Source organism: Stappia stellulata, assembly GCF_020176715.1.
GTDB lineage: Bacteria > Pseudomonadota > Alphaproteobacteria > Rhizobiales > Stappiaceae > Stappia.
The window spans coordinates 57273-73392 of sequence record NZ_JAIVMF010000007.1; the positions used below are offsets into that span (position 1 = coordinate 57273).

At 66.9% G+C, this 16120-nt stretch carries 11 protein-coding genes; 6 read left to right on the plus strand and 5 right to left on the minus strand.

Annotated features, from left to right (window positions below):
• The first annotated feature begins 195 nt into the window (after positions 1–195).
• Together LC092_RS10440 and LC092_RS10445 are read left to right on the plus strand one after the other, a co-directional pair.
• Positions 196–2262 (plus strand): GumC family protein, encoded by a 2067-nt coding sequence (locus LC092_RS10440; protein ID WP_224806467.1) that lies wholly within the window; start codon positions 196–198, stop codon positions 2260–2262.
• Complete coding sequence (locus LC092_RS10445) at positions 2243–3589, plus strand: UDP-phosphate alpha N-acetylglucosaminyltransferase (protein WP_224806468.1); 1347 nt, start codon at positions 2243–2245, stop codon at positions 3587–3589. The genes LC092_RS10440 and LC092_RS10445 overlap by 20 nt, the downstream gene beginning before the upstream one ends.
• Here the strand turns inward: LC092_RS10445 and LC092_RS10450 are convergent.
• On the minus strand, positions 3553–4746 hold the full coding sequence (locus LC092_RS10450) for a glycosyltransferase family 4 protein (protein WP_224806469.1): 1194 nt from the start codon (positions 4744–4746) through the stop codon (positions 3553–3555). The genes LC092_RS10445 and LC092_RS10450 overlap by 37 nt on opposite strands.
• Positions 4743–5852, minus strand: a complete 1110-nt coding sequence (locus LC092_RS10455) for a polysaccharide deacetylase family protein (RefSeq protein WP_224806470.1) — start codon at positions 5850–5852, stop codon at positions 4743–4745. Before LC092_RS10455 ends, LC092_RS10450 begins: the two co-directional genes overlap by 4 nt.
• A 370-nt stretch (positions 5853–6222) precedes the next feature.
• Between LC092_RS10455 and LC092_RS10460 the strand changes: the two genes are divergently transcribed.
• From LC092_RS10460 to LC092_RS10475, 4 genes are read left to right on the plus strand one after another with little or no spacing between them, the layout of a single operon-like run.
• On the plus strand, positions 6223–7446 hold the full coding sequence (locus LC092_RS10460) for a glycosyltransferase family 4 protein (RefSeq protein WP_224806471.1): 1224 nt from the start codon (positions 6223–6225) through the stop codon (positions 7444–7446).
• Positions 7443–8840, plus strand: coding sequence for a lipopolysaccharide biosynthesis protein (locus tag LC092_RS10465; RefSeq protein ID WP_224806472.1), 1398 nt, complete (start codon positions 7443–7445; stop codon positions 8838–8840). The genes LC092_RS10460 and LC092_RS10465 overlap by 4 nt, the downstream gene beginning before the upstream one ends.
• The gene (locus LC092_RS10470) at positions 8827–9897 is read left to right on the plus strand and encodes a glycoside hydrolase family 5 protein (RefSeq protein ID WP_224806473.1); all 1071 of its coding nucleotides are present in this window, start codon (positions 8827–8829) and stop codon (positions 9895–9897) included. Before LC092_RS10465 ends, LC092_RS10470 begins: the two co-directional genes overlap by 14 nt.
• Before the next feature lie 10 nt (positions 9898–9907).
• A complete protein-coding gene (locus tag LC092_RS10475) occupies positions 9908–11683 on the plus strand; it encodes an alpha/beta fold hydrolase (RefSeq protein WP_224806474.1) in 1776 nt (591 codons plus the stop codon).
• On the opposite strand, the gene LC092_RS10480 is transcribed toward LC092_RS10475, so the two are convergent.
• From LC092_RS10480 to LC092_RS10490, 3 genes are read right to left on the minus strand one after another with little or no spacing between them, the layout of a single operon-like run.
• A complete protein-coding gene (locus LC092_RS10480) occupies positions 11668–14154 on the minus strand; it encodes a glycoside hydrolase family 2 protein (protein WP_224806475.1) in 2487 nt (828 codons plus the stop codon). The genes LC092_RS10475 and LC092_RS10480 overlap by 16 nt on opposite strands.
• 26 nt (positions 14155–14180) lie before the next feature.
• A complete protein-coding gene (locus LC092_RS10485; RefSeq protein WP_224806476.1) occupies positions 14181–15197 on the minus strand; it encodes a DUF1839 family protein in 1017 nt (338 codons plus the stop codon).
• Positions 15198–15211: 14 nt separating this feature from the next.
• Positions 15212–16120, minus strand: a complete 909-nt coding sequence (locus LC092_RS10490) for an amino acid--[acyl-carrier-protein] ligase (RefSeq protein ID WP_224806477.1) — start codon at positions 16118–16120, stop codon at positions 15212–15214.

Sequence of the window (16120 nt, forward strand, 5' to 3'; positions counted from 1 at the left end):
GCATAGGCACCAAGTGCGAACCAGATGCTAATCTGCAGAACAATCGTGCTACAGTGTGAAAGGTTGGTTGGCGTTCAGACGCTTGCGCGGACTTGCGAATTGTTAACCATGTTCGGGCATTGCTGGGGGCATGTTACTTTTCGTCCGGGGCTGACCGAGTGGTGGCCCGCGGGATTGTCCAGGCGGCGCGCGACCATGATCGACATCTACCAGATTCCCGGCATCTTGCGGAAACGGATCGGATGGCTGTTTGTCCTGCCGGCCGTGATGACGACGCTGGCGCTCGGATTTCTCGCGCTCAAGACGCCGCAGTACAGCGCCAGCGCGGAGCTGTTGATCGAGCCGCGCGGTCTGCAGATCGTCGGCAACGACATTCTCGCCCGCGACAATGGCGATGCCCTGCAGCGTCTCGCCGTCGACAGTCAGACCTATGTGATTCTCTCCCAGGCGGTTCTGGAGGACGTCGTCGAGCGCCTCGACCTGACGGACGACCCCGCAATCACCAAGCTGCCCGGCGGCGGATTGCTGTCGCGGTTGCTTGGCCGGGGCGCGCCGACGCCGACCGAAGAAGACATTCGCGCCGCCGCGATCGCCGGCCTGAAGGACCGCCTGCAGGCGGTCCGCGTGGAGAAGGCTTTCGTCATCAACATCATCATGCGTCACCCCGATCGCTTCGCGGCGGCCGCGATCGCCAATGAGGCGGCGCGCGCCTATCTCGACGAGGCGCGGCGGTCGCGGGCGGATGCCACCTTGCGCGCCAGCGTCGCGCTGCAGGAACAGGCGGCCGACCTGAAGACTCGCGTCGAGGCGGCCGAGGCGGCCGTCGAGACGTTTCGGGCCGAGAACGGGCTGATCAGCACCGGCCAGCGCGGTCTCGTGGTCGATCAGCAGCTTCAGGACATCAACACCCAACTGACCCAGGCGCGGGTGGATCTGGAGCGGGCGAAATCGAACGCGGATCTGCTCAAGACACTGACCGTGACGGACATTGAGGCCGGCGGTCTGCCCGCCAATCTCCAGACCACGACCCTTGGATCCTTGCGGGTGCAGTTTGCCCGGATCGCCGAGCGCGAGGCGCAGGCGGCAACCACGCTTGGCGCCAACCATCCGCAACTGCGCGAATTGCGCTCGCAGCTCGACAACACCCGCCGCCTGATTGCCGATGAAATGTCGCGGGTGCGCCGGTCGGTCGACAGTGACCTGCAGCGCGCGCTGGCGAATGTCACGGCGCTGAAAGGCGAGGCGGACCGGCTCGCCTCGACCAACGTCGACCAGAGCCGCTCGCAGATCCGCCTCCGCCAGCTTGAGAACGAGGCCTCGTCGCTCGGAGCGGTGTATAATTCGTTCCTGAGCAGGGCCAATGAACTTCAGGAACAGCAGGAAATCGACACCAGCAATTCGCGGATTATCTCGCGTGCGGTGGCGCCGCTGAAGTCGAACGGACCGTCGGGCCTGATCGTCCTGGCCGCCGCCGCCGTCTTCGGCTTCGCGCTCGCCGCTGCGGGCAGCGTTGGCTGGGAGATGATCAACGGCAAGCTCGGGTCGGACCGGGAACTGGTGGAACGCACCGGCGTTCCGCTGATCGCCAGGCTGAGTGCGCCCGGAAGCGGCAAGGGGACCGCGCGCCTGGCGCGCTTCATGCCGGGCGAGAGCTCCGCGACCCGCACGTCCGAGCGCCAGCTTGCCGTTGCGCGCGTTGCCTATGCCTTGCGCCATGCCTTCGCGGAGGAACGTCCGGCCAATATCCTTGTGGTCTCCGCCGGCGAGGAGGCGGCGCTGTCGCCGCTGGTGCGGGCAATCGCCAGCGGTCTTTACGACATGGGCGAAGAGGTGTTGCTTGCGCGCACCGATGCGAATGCGGCCTTGAGTGCGCCGCGGCGCGAGATGCTGACCACGCGGGAGCCGAAGCGCACACGCCTGTCCAGCCGGCGGCGGGCCGGGCCCGCGCTTCAGGAGGATGGCTTCGCGCCGGCGGCACTGCGTGCGGGCGCGGCAGCGTCGCCCTTCACGGTGGAGCGTCTGGATGGACATGCCCATGTTCCCGGAGACGACCAGATCGGCGCCGGCGAGGATGAGTTCCTATTGATCGACGGCGGTTCCGCCTTGTCCAATCCCTATCTGCCGGTCCTGCTCGGGCAGAGTGACGCGATCCTGCTCGTCACCCACCTCGGGCAGACCTCGCGTCAGGATCTCGACAGGACATTGACGCTGCTGCAGCCGTGGCAGGACAGGATGATCGGCAATGTGGCGCTCGCAGCCTGATCACCCGCCGGCGTCCGCGCCTGTGTCGCGCGCGGCGTCGCTTCCGCCAGGCTTCTCGCCCTTCGTCGTGCGTGCGGACACCTATGACCTGTGGCTGCGGTCGGTCTTTGCCATCGTGATCGCGGCGCTGGTGTTCAACTGCTTCCTGGCGTTCGTCAACACGCGGGTGACCGGGATCTCGGCAAGCCATGTGATGCTCGTGGAAGTGCTCTTGATCGGCGTCGGCTTCCTGCTGGCGCTCGACCGGCGGGTCGATCTCTACGTCGTGCTGACGATCTATCTGACCTATATGGCGCTGATCCTGGCGATGCGGCCGGAGCTCGACCTGAAGGGGATCCGCGACGGGCTGATTCCGATCTGCTTCTATTTTCTCGGCCGCGGGGTGCGTGACATCCGCTCGGTCGACAAGCTGGTGCTTGCCTGCGCGGGGATTGTCATCGCCGTCGGCCTGTTCGAGTATTTCCTGCTCGACATCTTCCTCGCCAACATCAACATCAACGACTATTACATCGCCCGCGGCACCATCAACGCCGGCGACAATTTCACCGAAGGCTCGGACCTCTTCATCAGCGGAATTCGCCCCGAAGGACGAAACTTCTTCCCCTTCCTCGGCATCCACCGCGTGTCGTCGGTGTTCCTGGAGCCGGTGTCGATGGGCAACTTCGGCGCGTTTCTGGGCATGTGGGCGCTGTTTCGCAAGGACATGGCCCGTCGCAAGCTGCTGTTTGCCGCCTCCGCCACGGTGATCATCCTGGGCGACGCCCGCTTCGGCCTCTTCGTGTGCATTGCCTTTTTCGCGGCCTTCCTGGTCTATCGCTTCGTGCCGCGCGTCGTCTGGTGGCTGGTTCCGGCGATGTTCGCGCTGCTGCTGGTGCTCTACGGTCTGTCGACCACCCAGGTTAGCTGGCAGGACAACCTCGGCGGACGCTGGTTCCATTCCGCGCGTCTCTTTCTCAAGCTCGATCTCGCCGGCCTGTTCGGCATTTCCGGGGTGGAGACGTTTCTCGACGACAGCGGCTATGCCTATACGCTGCACCAGTTCGGCCTGATCGGCGTGGTCGCCATGTGGACCGCCTTCGTCTTCGTGCCGGTGCGCTCAAGCGATGCCTGGCGCTTTCGCGCGCTGGTGGTGACCTACATCAGCCTGCTGATGGTGGTGTCGAACTCGCTCTATTCGATCAAGACGGCGGCTCTGCTGTGGCTGTGCGTCGGCGCGACCGATGTCTGGAGGGGGTTTGCGGCGGACACGTCGGCCGCCTCACCGGAGCCGAAGGCGCCTTCACGGCCGCTTCAGCGCCCCAGAACCTCCCGGTACAGCGCCTCGTAGCGCAGGGCCGTTGCAGCCCAGGAATAGGCTTGCGCCTGCGCGATGGCGGTGTCGCGCGCTGCTTGCGGATCGGTTTCGATGACCGCGAAAGCGGCACGGATCGCCTCCGCCGTGCTGTCCGGATCGCCGTAATCGCAGAGCGTGATGCCGCTGTGCTTCTGTGCGAAGGCGGCGAAGGCGTCATTGCCCTCCACCACGCTCGACAGGCCCGCGCTCATCGCCTCGATCAGCGCGATGCCGAAGCCTTCATGGCGCGAGGCGCTGACGAACAGGCTGGCCTTGCCGAGCAGGTCGCGCATTTCCGCATCGCTCGGACCGACGTGCAGATCGACGTTGCCGGCAAGGCCGCGGTCCGCGACCATCGCCGCGATGTCGTCCCGGCTCCAGTCGAACGGCGTGCCGACGATGGACAGTCGCCAGTCCGGGTCGCTGGCGACGAGCCGCGCCATCGTGTCGAGCAGCAGGTCGACGCGCTTGTTGTGGGCCAGGCGGCCGATGGTGATCAGCGACTTCGCCGGTGCCGGCGACCCGGCGCCGGCGAACTTCTCGATGTCGACGCCGTTTTCGATCAGCCGCACCTTGTCGGGCGCAATGCGGGCGAAGCGCGCGTAGTCGCTTTCGCTGCAGCAGGCGAGCGCACCGTAGCGTCGGGCCGCCGCCTTGGTGATCGAGCGGAACCAGATCCGCTTGAGCAGCCGATAGTCGGGGCTGTGGAAGAAACCGCCATGGGTCGTTGCGACCAGCGGTTTGCGGTGCAGCCGGCGGGTGAAGGCCAGCGCATCGAAGAAGAAGTCGATGGCATGCACATGCACCAGATCGGCATCCGCAAGCTCCGACAGGACGCCCGTGCAAATGGGGTAACGCGTCGAGCCGATGTACGGCAGCCGCACCACTTCCGCGCCGTCGATGATTTCGCGTTTGGCAAGCTTGCTGCCGTCGCCGCGAAACAGCCGGTCGCAGGTGATGATGCGGATGCGCCGGAACCGGCCGCGCTGGCGCGCCACGAGACTTGCGACGAAATCCTCCAGGCCGCCGACGCTCGGCTTGTATTGCCGCACCACATGAACGAGCACCGCGTCGCGAAACGGCGACGCGTCGGCGGCGCGGGTCGGGTCGGCATCCGTCGGGGCAGGAGGAGCGATGTCCGCCGGTTTCATCCGCGTGCTCCCGTCGCCGCGAAGCGGCAGGCCCCGGGGCCGACCGCGACCGGGTCTCCGCCCCGCGTCGCGATGGCGCGGAAAAGCCCGTTCACGCCGCAGGCGGTATAGGCCGCACTGTCGTCGGTATATTCGCCGTTTTGCCGGGGCAGGAGGAAGCGCTCGTCGAGGTGGGAGGGAAACAGGCAGCCGGCCGTCGTCGTCACGGCACTGCGGAAACCGGCGGTCCGCACGATCTCCGCTTCGCGCCGGCCGCTGATCGACGGCGCGCCATAGGGATAGGCGAAATGGCCCACGTCCCGGCCCAGGCGGTCTTCCAGATAGGTCTTGTTGTCGAGGATGTCGCGGCGCACGCTCTCTCCATCGAGCAGCGCGAGCGCGCGGTGGGTGGTGGTGTGGGCGCCGATCTCGATAAGCGGGTGACGGTCGATCTCCACCATCTCGGCTTCGTCGAAGGCACGTGCCTCGACAATGTCCGGCAGCGACACGCCATGTTTTGCAAAGGTCGGTGCGAGCACGTCCGCTCTGTGAAAATCCTCCCAGACCCAGGCGGTTGCGCGGCGCAACGCGGCGGTCTTGGTCGCGCGGTCGGGGCAGGAAAACCGGACGCCCATCGGCTCGATCTCGACGCGGTCGTTGTCGAGGAACAAATGTTTCAGGCCCAGCCACCAGGCGTTGATCGTGCGCGTCACCATTTCCGTCGGCACGAAGATCGTCGCCGGCGCGTGGTGGCGTTCAAGCATCGGCAGCGCGATGTCGATGTTGGAGCGATAGCCGTCGTCGAAGGTCAGAACGGCAAAGGGGCGCGTTTGCGGGTCGTCCAGCCGCTTAAGCGCCTCGTCCATCGTGACGATGTCGCGGCCGCTGCCGCGCAGGTCCTTGAGAATCCGCTCGAAGTCGGCGCTCTTGCAGCCCTGGTCGAGATCGGCCTTCGGGTCCTGCGTGAAATCGTGGAACATCAGGATCACGCCGCGCCCGCCGTAGATGCGCCCGACCACTCCCGGCAGTCCGCTGGCCCGCAACAGGCGCAGGCCGGCCGTCTTGATGCCGCGCCTTGCGCGTTCGGCAAGGCTCAGATGGGGAGTGACAGTCGCAAGCGGGGCCATGAGGTTCGGCTTTCGTCCTTCGATTTGAACCGGTATCGCCACACGTCCAGCGTCTTTGAGGCACGGTCGGGTTCGATCCTAGGTCCGCCGGCATGAACATCCGGTTGAAATGCCTATGGTCCGTTCGGATCCTGCGCGTATGGTAAACCAAGTTTCAACGCGTGAATGCGCCAATTGGTGCGGAGCGGCGACGCTCGGGTGCGTTTGCCTGCGGTTCACGCGTTAACCGTCCGTTTAGACCGATCTCGCAATGCGGCGCGCCGGGTGGCGGTGTCGACGGTCTGGAACACGGCAGGTTAAGGAATGCCCGATACGGTTCAGGGCGGTCGTACCCGAATGGCCCAAATCCACAAGAAAGCTCCATAGTCACATGCGCGTCCTGATGGCCTGTGCCGCATTCCCGCCCTTCGTCGATGGCGGCGGCCCGATTTCCGCTCTGCTGCTGGCAAAGATGCTGCAGGAAGAGGGACATGATCTGCGCGTGATCAACACGGCCGATGCCGCGGAGCATGATACGCTCGAGGGCATCGAGGTGCACCGGATCCGACCGACGAATGTCTACTGGAATTATCGGCGTCCGCGCCCGGCCTGGAAGAAACTCGCCTGGCATGCGCTGGAAAACGGCAATCCGCGCGCCTATGCCGCCATGCGTCGCGAGATCCGCGCATTCGCCCCGGACATCCTGCTGACCGACAGCATCGAAAACATCAATGTTGCCTCCTGGGCCGCTGCCCGCTCGCTCGGCGTCCCGGTCGCCCATACGCTCAGAAGCGCCTTTCTGATGTGCTGGCGCGGCGTGATGCAGAAGAACGGGCGCAATTGCGACGGCCAGTGCACGACCTGCTGGATGGCGTCTCTCGGCAAGAAGTATTTCACCCGCTATGTCGACGGTGTCTGCGGCGAGACCCGCGACGTGATCTCACGGCACGTCGAGCGCGGCTATTTTCCCAATGCCTTGTCCCGGTGCATTCCCGGAGCGATCGAGGAGACCGCCGCGACGGCGCCGCGCACGGCGCCTTCGAAGCGGGCAATGCGGGTTGGCTTCCTGGGGGTCCACACGCGGTTCAAGGGGCTCGATGTTCTTGGCCGCGCGGCGGAGCGGCTCGGCGATTGCGCGCTGGAGTTTCATGTGGCCGGCACCGGCACTGCGGACGACGAAAAGGCGCTCCGGGCGCAGTTTCCAAGGGACAGGACCCGCTTTTGGGGTTGGGCCGATCCGCAAGCCTTCTTTCCCGAGGTCGACGTGCTGGTCTTCCCCTCGATCGGCCGCGAGGCGTTCGGGCGGGTGGCGGTCGAGGCCTTCGCGCATGCGGTTCCCGTCATCGGCTCCGACCTTGGCGGGATCGCCGAAACGGTCGAGCCCGGGCACAACGGCCTGCTGTTTGCGCCGGGCGATGCGGATGCGCTCGCCGACAGTCTGAGACGGCTTTCCGCCGCTCCCGATCTTTATGAGCATTTGTCCTTGGGGGCGCTTGAAAGCGCGCAGACCTATCTGCGTCCGCGTATCGCCGCTCTCTATACGGCGTTTCTCGAAGACACCTTGCGCCGGCACGCCAGACAGGCGCCCGCGCCGCATCGCGAGGTGGCGCTGTGAAGCGGATCCGCACGCTGATTGCCGGCAAGGGCTTCAAGCGGCTGTTCTGGTCGCTGTTCAGCCGCTTCGGCAGCACGATCTTGAGCTTTGCTGTCCTGTTCGCCGCCAGTCATTCGCTGGAAACGGCGGAATACGGTCTTTACATCTTCCTGTTTTCCGTCGGCACGTCGCTCGGCCTGATCTTCACCTTCGGTCAGCCCGTGCTCCTGGTGAAACATTTCCGGCTGAAGGCGCATGTCCCCGGCGACAGCAATCAGGCCATCTTCTTCGTCAACGCGATCTGGCTGGCTTTCGGCACCGGCGTTCAGCTCCTGGCCGCGGTGGTGGTCTGGATCTTCTCCGACCGGTTGGCGGAACCCTACAATTCGCTCCCGATCGCGCTCCTGTTCGGTGCGGTCTTCACCTTGAGCGAATACCTCCAGAACTACTTCCGCATCCATGGGCAGATCGTGATGGCGCTGGTTCCGCGCGAGAACCTGTGGCGGCTATTGTCGGCGGTCACCCTGCCGGCGCTCGCTTATGCGGGGCTGCTCGCGAGCGGTGCGGCCGCGACCGAGATCGTCACGGGCCTGCTGTTCCTGATGGTCGGCTATCAGGCGGTCGTCTTCGTTCGCCAGGAGGGGCTCGGCTTTCTGTCCCGCTCGGCGCCGACGCGGGAAAGCGTGCCCTGGCGGCGCTGGAACGCGGAGACGCTCAACTTCAGCGCAAACGGCTTTTTCAACGCCGCGTCCTCCTATCTGGAAACGATCCTGATCGGCATCACCATCGGGCTGGAGGTCGCCGCCTTCTATTTCGTGGCCTATCGCATCGCGATGCTGCTGACCCTGCCGGTGCTGGCCATTGACACGGTCGGCATTCCGTTGATTTCGGCGAAATTCCAGGAAGACGACCGCCCGGGGGCCCAGAAACTCGTGGCGATGCTCTCTGCCGGCAGCTTCGCGCTGGCGGCAATCGGCGGCGTGATGCTCTATTTCCTGGGCCCCTACATCCTCTACATGTTCGATCCCGCCTTCGTTCCGCATTTCGACGTGCTGGTGCTCTTGTCGCTGGCGGCGATCAGCCACGCCTTTTTCGGTCCCGGCACCTGGCTGACGATGATCGGCGGTGGCGAATCCTATCTGCTGCGCATGCGCAGCCTCGTCTTCATCCTTTATGCCGGCCTGCTGTATGTTCTCGGGCGTCAGTTCGGTCTCGACGGCGTCGCCATCGCCGGCTGGGCGCAGCTGGTGATCGTGCATCTGCTGTCGCGTCGCTGGGTCATGCGGCACTGGCAGGTCGACAACATGGCGACCGCGATCTTCGGGGTCTGGCGCAATCGCGGCGGTGACGGCGGCGGTGCCGCGTCCGCCGCTGGCCTTGGCCAGGACAAGGGAAGCTCCCATGCGCGCTCCTGATGGAAGGTCCTCCGCTCGCAGGCGGGCCGCCCTTGCGGCGGTCCTGCCGCTCGTCCTTGCCCTGTCGGTGGGCCCGGCGGGCGCGGAGTGCCTGCGCGGGGCGAATGTGGCTGGCGCCGAATTCGGTGACCTGCCGGGCGTTCACGCCAAGACCTACATCTACCCGTCCCGGGAGACGCTTGCCTATCTGCGCGCCAAGGGCATGAACGCGGTGCGCCTGCCGTTTCGCTGGGAGCGCCTGCAGCCGCGGCTGAACGCGCCGCTTGCCGACAGCGAACTGGCCCTGATCGACGAGACGGTCGCCACGGCGACGGGCATGGGGCTGACCGTCATTCTCGATCCCCACAATTACGCGAAATACCGCGGTACCCATATCGGCGAGGGCGCGGTCCCGACCTCCGCCTTCGCCGATTTCTGGGGGCGGCTGGCGGCGCGCTACAAGGGCCGCGAGGATGTCGTCTTCCTGCTGATGAACGAACCGTCGAATATCTCCGCGCGCGACTGGCTGCCCTCGGTCAATGCGGCGATCGCGGCGATCCGGGAGGCGGGCGCCGACAATCTGGTGATGGTGCCGGGCACGATCTGGACCGGCGCGTCGCATTGGTTCGACGACCAGCCGGGCGGCTCCAACGCCGAGGTGCTCAAAGGCGTGGTCGATCCCGTCGACCGCTACATCTTCGACGTTCACCAGTATATGGACGACGATTTTTCCGGAACGAAGACCGCCTGCAGCCGCGTCGACGATGCGATGACCGCCATCGAGCGATTGACGGGGTGGCTGGAGGAAACCGGCACTGCCGCCTTCCTCGGCGAGTTCGGGGGGCATGCCCGGCCCGATTGCTACGAGGGGCTTGTGCGCATGGTCGGCTATCTCAACGACCGGCCGGACGTCTGGGCCGGCTGGGCAATCTGGGCGGCGGGCGACTGGTGGGGCGAGTATCCCCTGTCGGTGCAGCCGGAAGACGGTCTCGACCGCCCGCAGATGGTGGCGATTTCGCGCCTGATCGCGCGGCGCACGCCGGCCGAAAAGGCCTGTCCGGCGCTTGCCCGGCCGTGAGGACAAGAGCATGACGTCGAACGCAGCGAATCCGCGGCTTGAGGGGAAAGGGGAGGACGCTCTCCGTCCGCTCGTCGTGTCCGGCACGTTTGCCGTCCTGCACCCGGCGCAAGGGGCGGTCGGCGTCGTGATCGCCGGCGCCTGGGGCTATGAGGACCTGTGCGCCCGCCGGTCGATGCGCCTCCTGGCCGACCAGCTCGCGGCCGCCGGCTATCCGGCGCTGCGGTTCGACTGGCCCGGCACGGGCGATGCAGCCGGCTCTGCTGCCGATGTCGAGGGTCTTGCCCGCTATGAGGCGGCGCTGGATGCGGCCTGTACCGCATTGCGGCAGCTTCCCGGCGTGGAGGAGATCGTCCTGCTCGGCCTCGGTCTCGGTGCCACGCTTGCGCTCAAGGCGGTGGCGGACGGACGCCAGGCCCCGGTGGCGCTCGCCCTTCTCGCTCCCGTGGTGAAGGGGCGCACCTATCTGCGCGAGCTTCAGGCGCGTGCGGCGATGATCGGCGAGATCACCGGTGCCGCGCCCGCCTGCGCGTCCGGGGAAATGCTCTCCATCGGCGGGCTCGGCCTTGGCGAGCGGCTGGCGGAGGAAATCCGCGCGCTCGATGTCTCCGGCCTTGCCGGGCTTGCGGATCTGCCGCCGGCCTTCGTCCTGCATCGTTCGGGCAAGGCGACGGAAGAGGCCTTCGGCAAGGCGGCGTCCGCCGGGCACACCGGCGAGAGGCATGTCTTTGCCGGCTATGACGAGCTGATGAGCGACCCGACCGCCTCGGTCTGTCCACAGGCGGATTTCGACCGGCTGGTCGGATGGCTGGTGCGCATCCTCCCGCCGCGCACGGTCGGCGTGTCGCCCGCGTCGGTGGGGGGCTCCGCCCTTCGGCTTGCAGGCGGCGCGCAGGAGATGCCGCTTGCCTTTGGGCCGCAGGGCAATCTGGTCGGCATCTGGTGCGAGCCGGTCGAGCGTCTGCCCGGCGCACGTCCGGTGATCTTTCTCAATTCCGGCGCGACGCCGCGGGCCGGCTGGGCGCGCGGCGCGGCCGAGGCGGCGCGGGCGCTCGCGGGACGTGGCATCGCCTCGCTGCGCATCGACCTCGCCGACATTGGCGACAGCCGCCCCCAGGCCGGCGGACCGCCGATCGTGCATTATCACCCGTGCCAGCTTGCGGATCTCGCCGCCGCCCTCGACGTGGTGGAGGCCCATGGGTTCGGCGCCGGCGCCGTTGTCACCGGCACCTGCAGCGGCGCCTATCTGGCGCTCAACGGTGCGGTCGCCGACGCGCGCGTGCGCAAGGTGATTGCGGTCAACCTCCAGCGCTTCCTCTGGGATCCGCGCGACGATGTCGCCGAGGTGCTGCGCTTCGGTCATACCTCGGCGGTCGACTACGGTCGCAAGATGCTGAGCGCGGAAAAATGGAAGCGGGTCCTGAGCGGCCAGACCAATGCCGTCGCGCTGGCGCGCTCGCTCGTGCGGCGCGGGTTTCGCCGCGCGGAACGCGATTTCGCGCCCTGGCTTTTCGGGTTGGCGCCGTTTTCCAGGCTCTATGCCAGCGTGCATGCCAATCTGGCGACGCTGCGCGACCGGGGCACGGATGTGACGCTTGTCTACAGCGACGGCGATCCGGGGCTGGCGCAGCTTCCGGTCTTCTTCGGCAAGGATCTGCGCCGGCGCGTTTCCTATCCCAATCTGGCGTTGGTCGAACTGTCCGATGCCGATCACAATCTGACCCAGCGCGCGGCGCGCGCGGAACTCGTCGAACTGCTGGCCGTGGCGGCTCAGCCGGCGGAATAGGCAACCGCGTCGCTGTTCAGCGCGCGCAACAGGCCGGAGGGGCGGGCGGCTGGATCGCTTTCGGGCCGCCGGACCAGCCTGATCCGTTTCGCCTGTCCCGGGGCAAGGTGAAACCAGTTGTCCTGCGGCTCGAAGGCGTCGTCGTCGATCAGGACCGATTGCGCGACACGATCGCTTTCCAGCACCAGCACGTCGGTTCCGTCGTCGTCGCGATCCATCGTCACCGACAGGATTGCGCCCTTGCCGGAAGCGCTTCGTCCAAGCGCGAAATGAAACGCCTCGTCGAGCGTGGTGCCGTCGCCATCGGCCAGCCGCACATGGGTGCAATCATGCGAGGGCGGGCCGAAGCGGAAGGCATATGTCACATCGAAGAAGGCGCCGATCAGGTCGGTGGCGGCAAGCGTGCGCGCCTCGCGCGGGGCGAGCACCAGGTCCTTTGTGCCGGTGGCAACCGCCAGCCGGCCGTCGCGCAGGCAGGTGAGGTCGAGGCGCAGCGCCTGCTCCCCGGCCGTATCGTTCACCACATGGATCGCAAGGCCGTTGGTGCCCTCGTCGGTCAGCGAGACGGCCAGCGGACGAAACGCGCGCTTCAGCGCATGCCAGGCGGACTTCGGCCGCCCGTCGTGCGCAACCACGCCCCATCCGGCCCCCGGCGCCAGATCCTGGAAGGTCCACACCAGCGCTCCGGCGCAGGACGATCCCGGCCGGCGCCATTCCGCGAAGGTCGCTTCCATCACCTCGGCGACGGCTGCCCGGCCGAGGTCGAGCCAGCGCTGCGGGTCGCCGTGACGCAGCCTCGCGGGCGGGACCTCGTAGAGCGCCTCGACATAGTGATCGCGCGCGTCCTCGAAATCCCAGCCGACGCCCCGGTCGCGCGGAACGCCCTTTTTCCATGCCGGGTCGTGGCCCGGCGCGTTCCCGCCGGGCAGGGTCTGCGGATCGCCATCGGGGATATTTGCAAAGGCGAGACACTCGGCGGCGAAGCGCATATTGGCGCGGCGCGCGTCCTCAAGCGGACGCAGATAGGCGCCGACGCCGTAGTAGTGGGCAATCCCGGCATCGGGAGAAAACGGCATCGCCCCGCCACACGGCGAATTCGGCACATAGGCGACGTCGGGGCGGATCTCGCGCACGACCTCGGGCAGGATCTCTTCGGTAAGCGGCCCGCGCCAGCGGCTTTCGGGAAGCCCGAGCATCGCGGCCTGCTGATACATCTCGCTGCCGCCGCAGACGACGGCAAGGCTCGGCGAGGCCTGGGTTGCGCGCAGATGGCCGCGCGTTTCGTCGCGCACGGCGGCGACGAAACTCTCGTCCTTCGCCGGATAATCGAAATTCGCGAACGGAAGGTCCTGCCAGACGAGAATGCCGAACTCGTCGCAAAGCTGATGGAAGGCCGGCGCCTCGGGCGCCATCGTGCCGCCGATCCTGAGCATGTTCATATGCGCGTCGCGGGCGCGTTCCAGCCACGGGCGGTAGCTTTCGCGGGTCGACGGCAGCCTGAGGATGTCGGCATTGGTCCAGACCGCGCCGCGGCAGAAGATCCGCTCGCCGTTGACCTTGAGCGCGAAGCCGTCGCCATCCGCGCCCCGGTCGACCTCGATGCGGCGGAATCCGGTGCGTCCCAGCGCGATGTCACCGGTCGTCGTGTGCAAGGTCAGGTCATGAAGATGCGGCGTGCCATGGGTGTGCGGCCACCAGGCCTCGATGCCGGGCAGCAGCATGTCCGCCGACCACCGGCCGTCGTCGCCCGTGTCGAGCGGCGCCTCCCAGCCGGCGCAGTGCAGGACCGGCGGCGTGTCTCCGGGGTCGCCCGGCAGCCGCAAGGCGACCCTGAGCCGACCCGTGCCGTCCTCGCCGAGCGTGGCCTCGATCGCGAGATCCTCGACCCGCACGGACCCTTCCGCAACGAGATGCAGACCGCGCCAGGGGCCGACGGCATGAACGTCCGGGCACCAGCCGGGCATGTGACCCAGCAGCGTCGTGCGCATCAGCCTGAGGCCCGCGTGGTTTGCAAGCTGCGTGCGCCAGCGCGCGCGGGGACCTTTTCGCTCCAGATGCGGCGCGAGGGCGCGGAAGCACAGCATGAGATCGCCCGGACCGTCGAGATCGAGCCGGATCTCGTGGCGGGCGTACATGCTGTCGGAAATCAGCACCGGCTCACCGTCGAACCAGGCCTCGCACACGGTCGCAAGACCCGGAGCGATCAGCCTGTAGGCGCCAGGTTCTTGAACCTCGACATGGGCGAGATACCACACGTCGCGATCGTGCAAGGGCGTCGGTGCGTCGAGGGAAAACAGCCCGGCGTCGGCGAGCGCGCCGGCGGCCGTGCCGGGCACGGGGGCCGGGTGCCAATCGGCGTCGGCGGTGCAATCGGCCGGCGTCGCCCAGGCGCTTGCCTCGGTCACGGTCATGTCCCAGTCGATCCCGGCGAGCAGGTCGTCCGACGGGTCGAGAAGGCAGGGATTGATCATGGGAACTCTCACGTCACGCCAGAGGCTCAGGCGGCGCGGATGCCTGCTTGCGCCTGCGGATGATCCGCCGATGAACGGGCAAGGGCAGGGCCCAGATCGCTCATCAGCCGGTCCCAGGCGGCGGCCGCCGGCTGAAGCCCTTCGCCAAGCTTGTCGAACTTCTTGCGGGCGAGCGCACGGGCGAGCTGGAACTGCAGGCTCTTGCAGGTCGCGGCGATCTCGCGTGCGGCGTCCGCCGGTGCGGCGAATCCGCCGTCCGGCGCCAGCCAGTCGAGATGGGTGCCGGCCAGTTCGAAATTCGCGCCCGCCTGCCGCAGCGTGTTGAAGGCGTATTTGTGAAACACATCGAACGGCCGTTCGCTCAACGCCTCGATGTCGGCGGCGAAGGTCTCGGCATAGGCGGTGAAGGGATTGGCCGTCGGACGGCGCCCGTAGTGGACCCGCAACAGCCTCAGCGCCTCGGCCCGCCGCGCTTGCGGTGCGGGCGCTTTCGCCGGGAACTTGGCGAACTCCGTATAGGGCAGGAAGGGCAGGGCCTGCGCGTGGTCGCCGCGCTGGAACACGCCGTCGAAATCCTCGCCTTCCAGCGCGAAGAAGCCGCCGTTGTGGAAGTAGCGCATCGTGCGGGCTCTGGCGTCGAGCGCGGTGATCGCCACCGTGGTCTTGCCGTGTTCAAGCCGATAGCTGACGCCCGGCGTATCTGGCAGGAAGTAGCTGTCGACCTCGACGAGGCATAGCCGGCCGCGCGCGATCTGGGTCGCGACGTGGGCTTCGGTCGGCTCGTAGATCGCCAGTTCCTGGGCGCGGATGCCATAAAGCCTCTCGAGGTCTTCCAGCGGCACCTTGAAGAAGGTGAACTGGTCGCCCTCGAAATCCTGGGTCAGCGTGAAGCCGAGCATGGCCTCGGGCTCAAGACCCAGCGCATGCAATGTCTCGATCCACAGGTCGATGTAGCAGTTGGTTTCCGGCCAGATCCGTTCCGCGTCATGCAGGGGATGCGGCGCATAGTTCTGCGGATCGAGGGCGGCGAGAGTTTCAAACATGTCGCAACGCCCCATCAGCTCCAGAGTGCGGCGCGCACGTCCGCCGGCCAGTCCGCCGTGTCCAGTCCGTGCTTGGCGAAGAGCGCGAGCGCGATGCGCTCCAGCCCGAAGCCGACGCAGGCGGTATGGGCAACCTCGCCGTCGGCCGTTTCCAGCCCCCAGGTGGCGCCGAAATGGTCCTGGTGATAGTTGAAGCTCAGGCAGGCGGTCTTGTTGGCGGCCGAAGTGACCGGGATCAGCAGCTCGAACTTCAGCTTCTGTTCGCGCTGGCTGTTGCCCATCATCTTGCCGGCGCGGCCGAAGAAGGGATCGTTGGCGGTGTCGAGTTCGACGTCCAGGCCGACCGCCTCGATCAGCTTCGCGCCGCGTTCCATCCAGTCCTCGCGGAAGGCCATCACCTCGTCCGGCGTCCCGATGCGCACGAACTCGCGCATGCGGAAGAGCTGCATGCGCGCCGGGTCCTTCGACGGCTCGTGACGGAAGCAGTAGGACTGCAGGTCGAAAAGACCGCCGCCCTCGGGCAACGGGCCGCGCTTGGCGATCGTGGGATAGAGCGGATAGCAGGCCGCCGGCGTCAGCACGATGTCGGTCGCCTTTTGACCTTCCGTCCAGTCGCCGCCTTCAGCAATGCACTGCAGCAGGTTCATATGGTCGAGCTCGCAGCCGCAGAAGCTGTGCACCGTGCCGGCGAGCTGCGGGAAGCTCTTCATGTAGCCCGAACCCTCGAAGTGGGCGCGGTTCATGCCCGGCGGAAAGCGGATCACTTCCGGCGTCGCATCCGGTGCGTGCCTGCCGATCAGCGCCTCGAAGCGGGCGATCACATCCTCGAAGGCGCCGCCGCGACCATAAAGCCCGTCGACGCCGGTGTCGATCAGCAGCCCGGCGGAAAACAGCCGGTCGAGCAGGGACGTTTGCATGTCCAT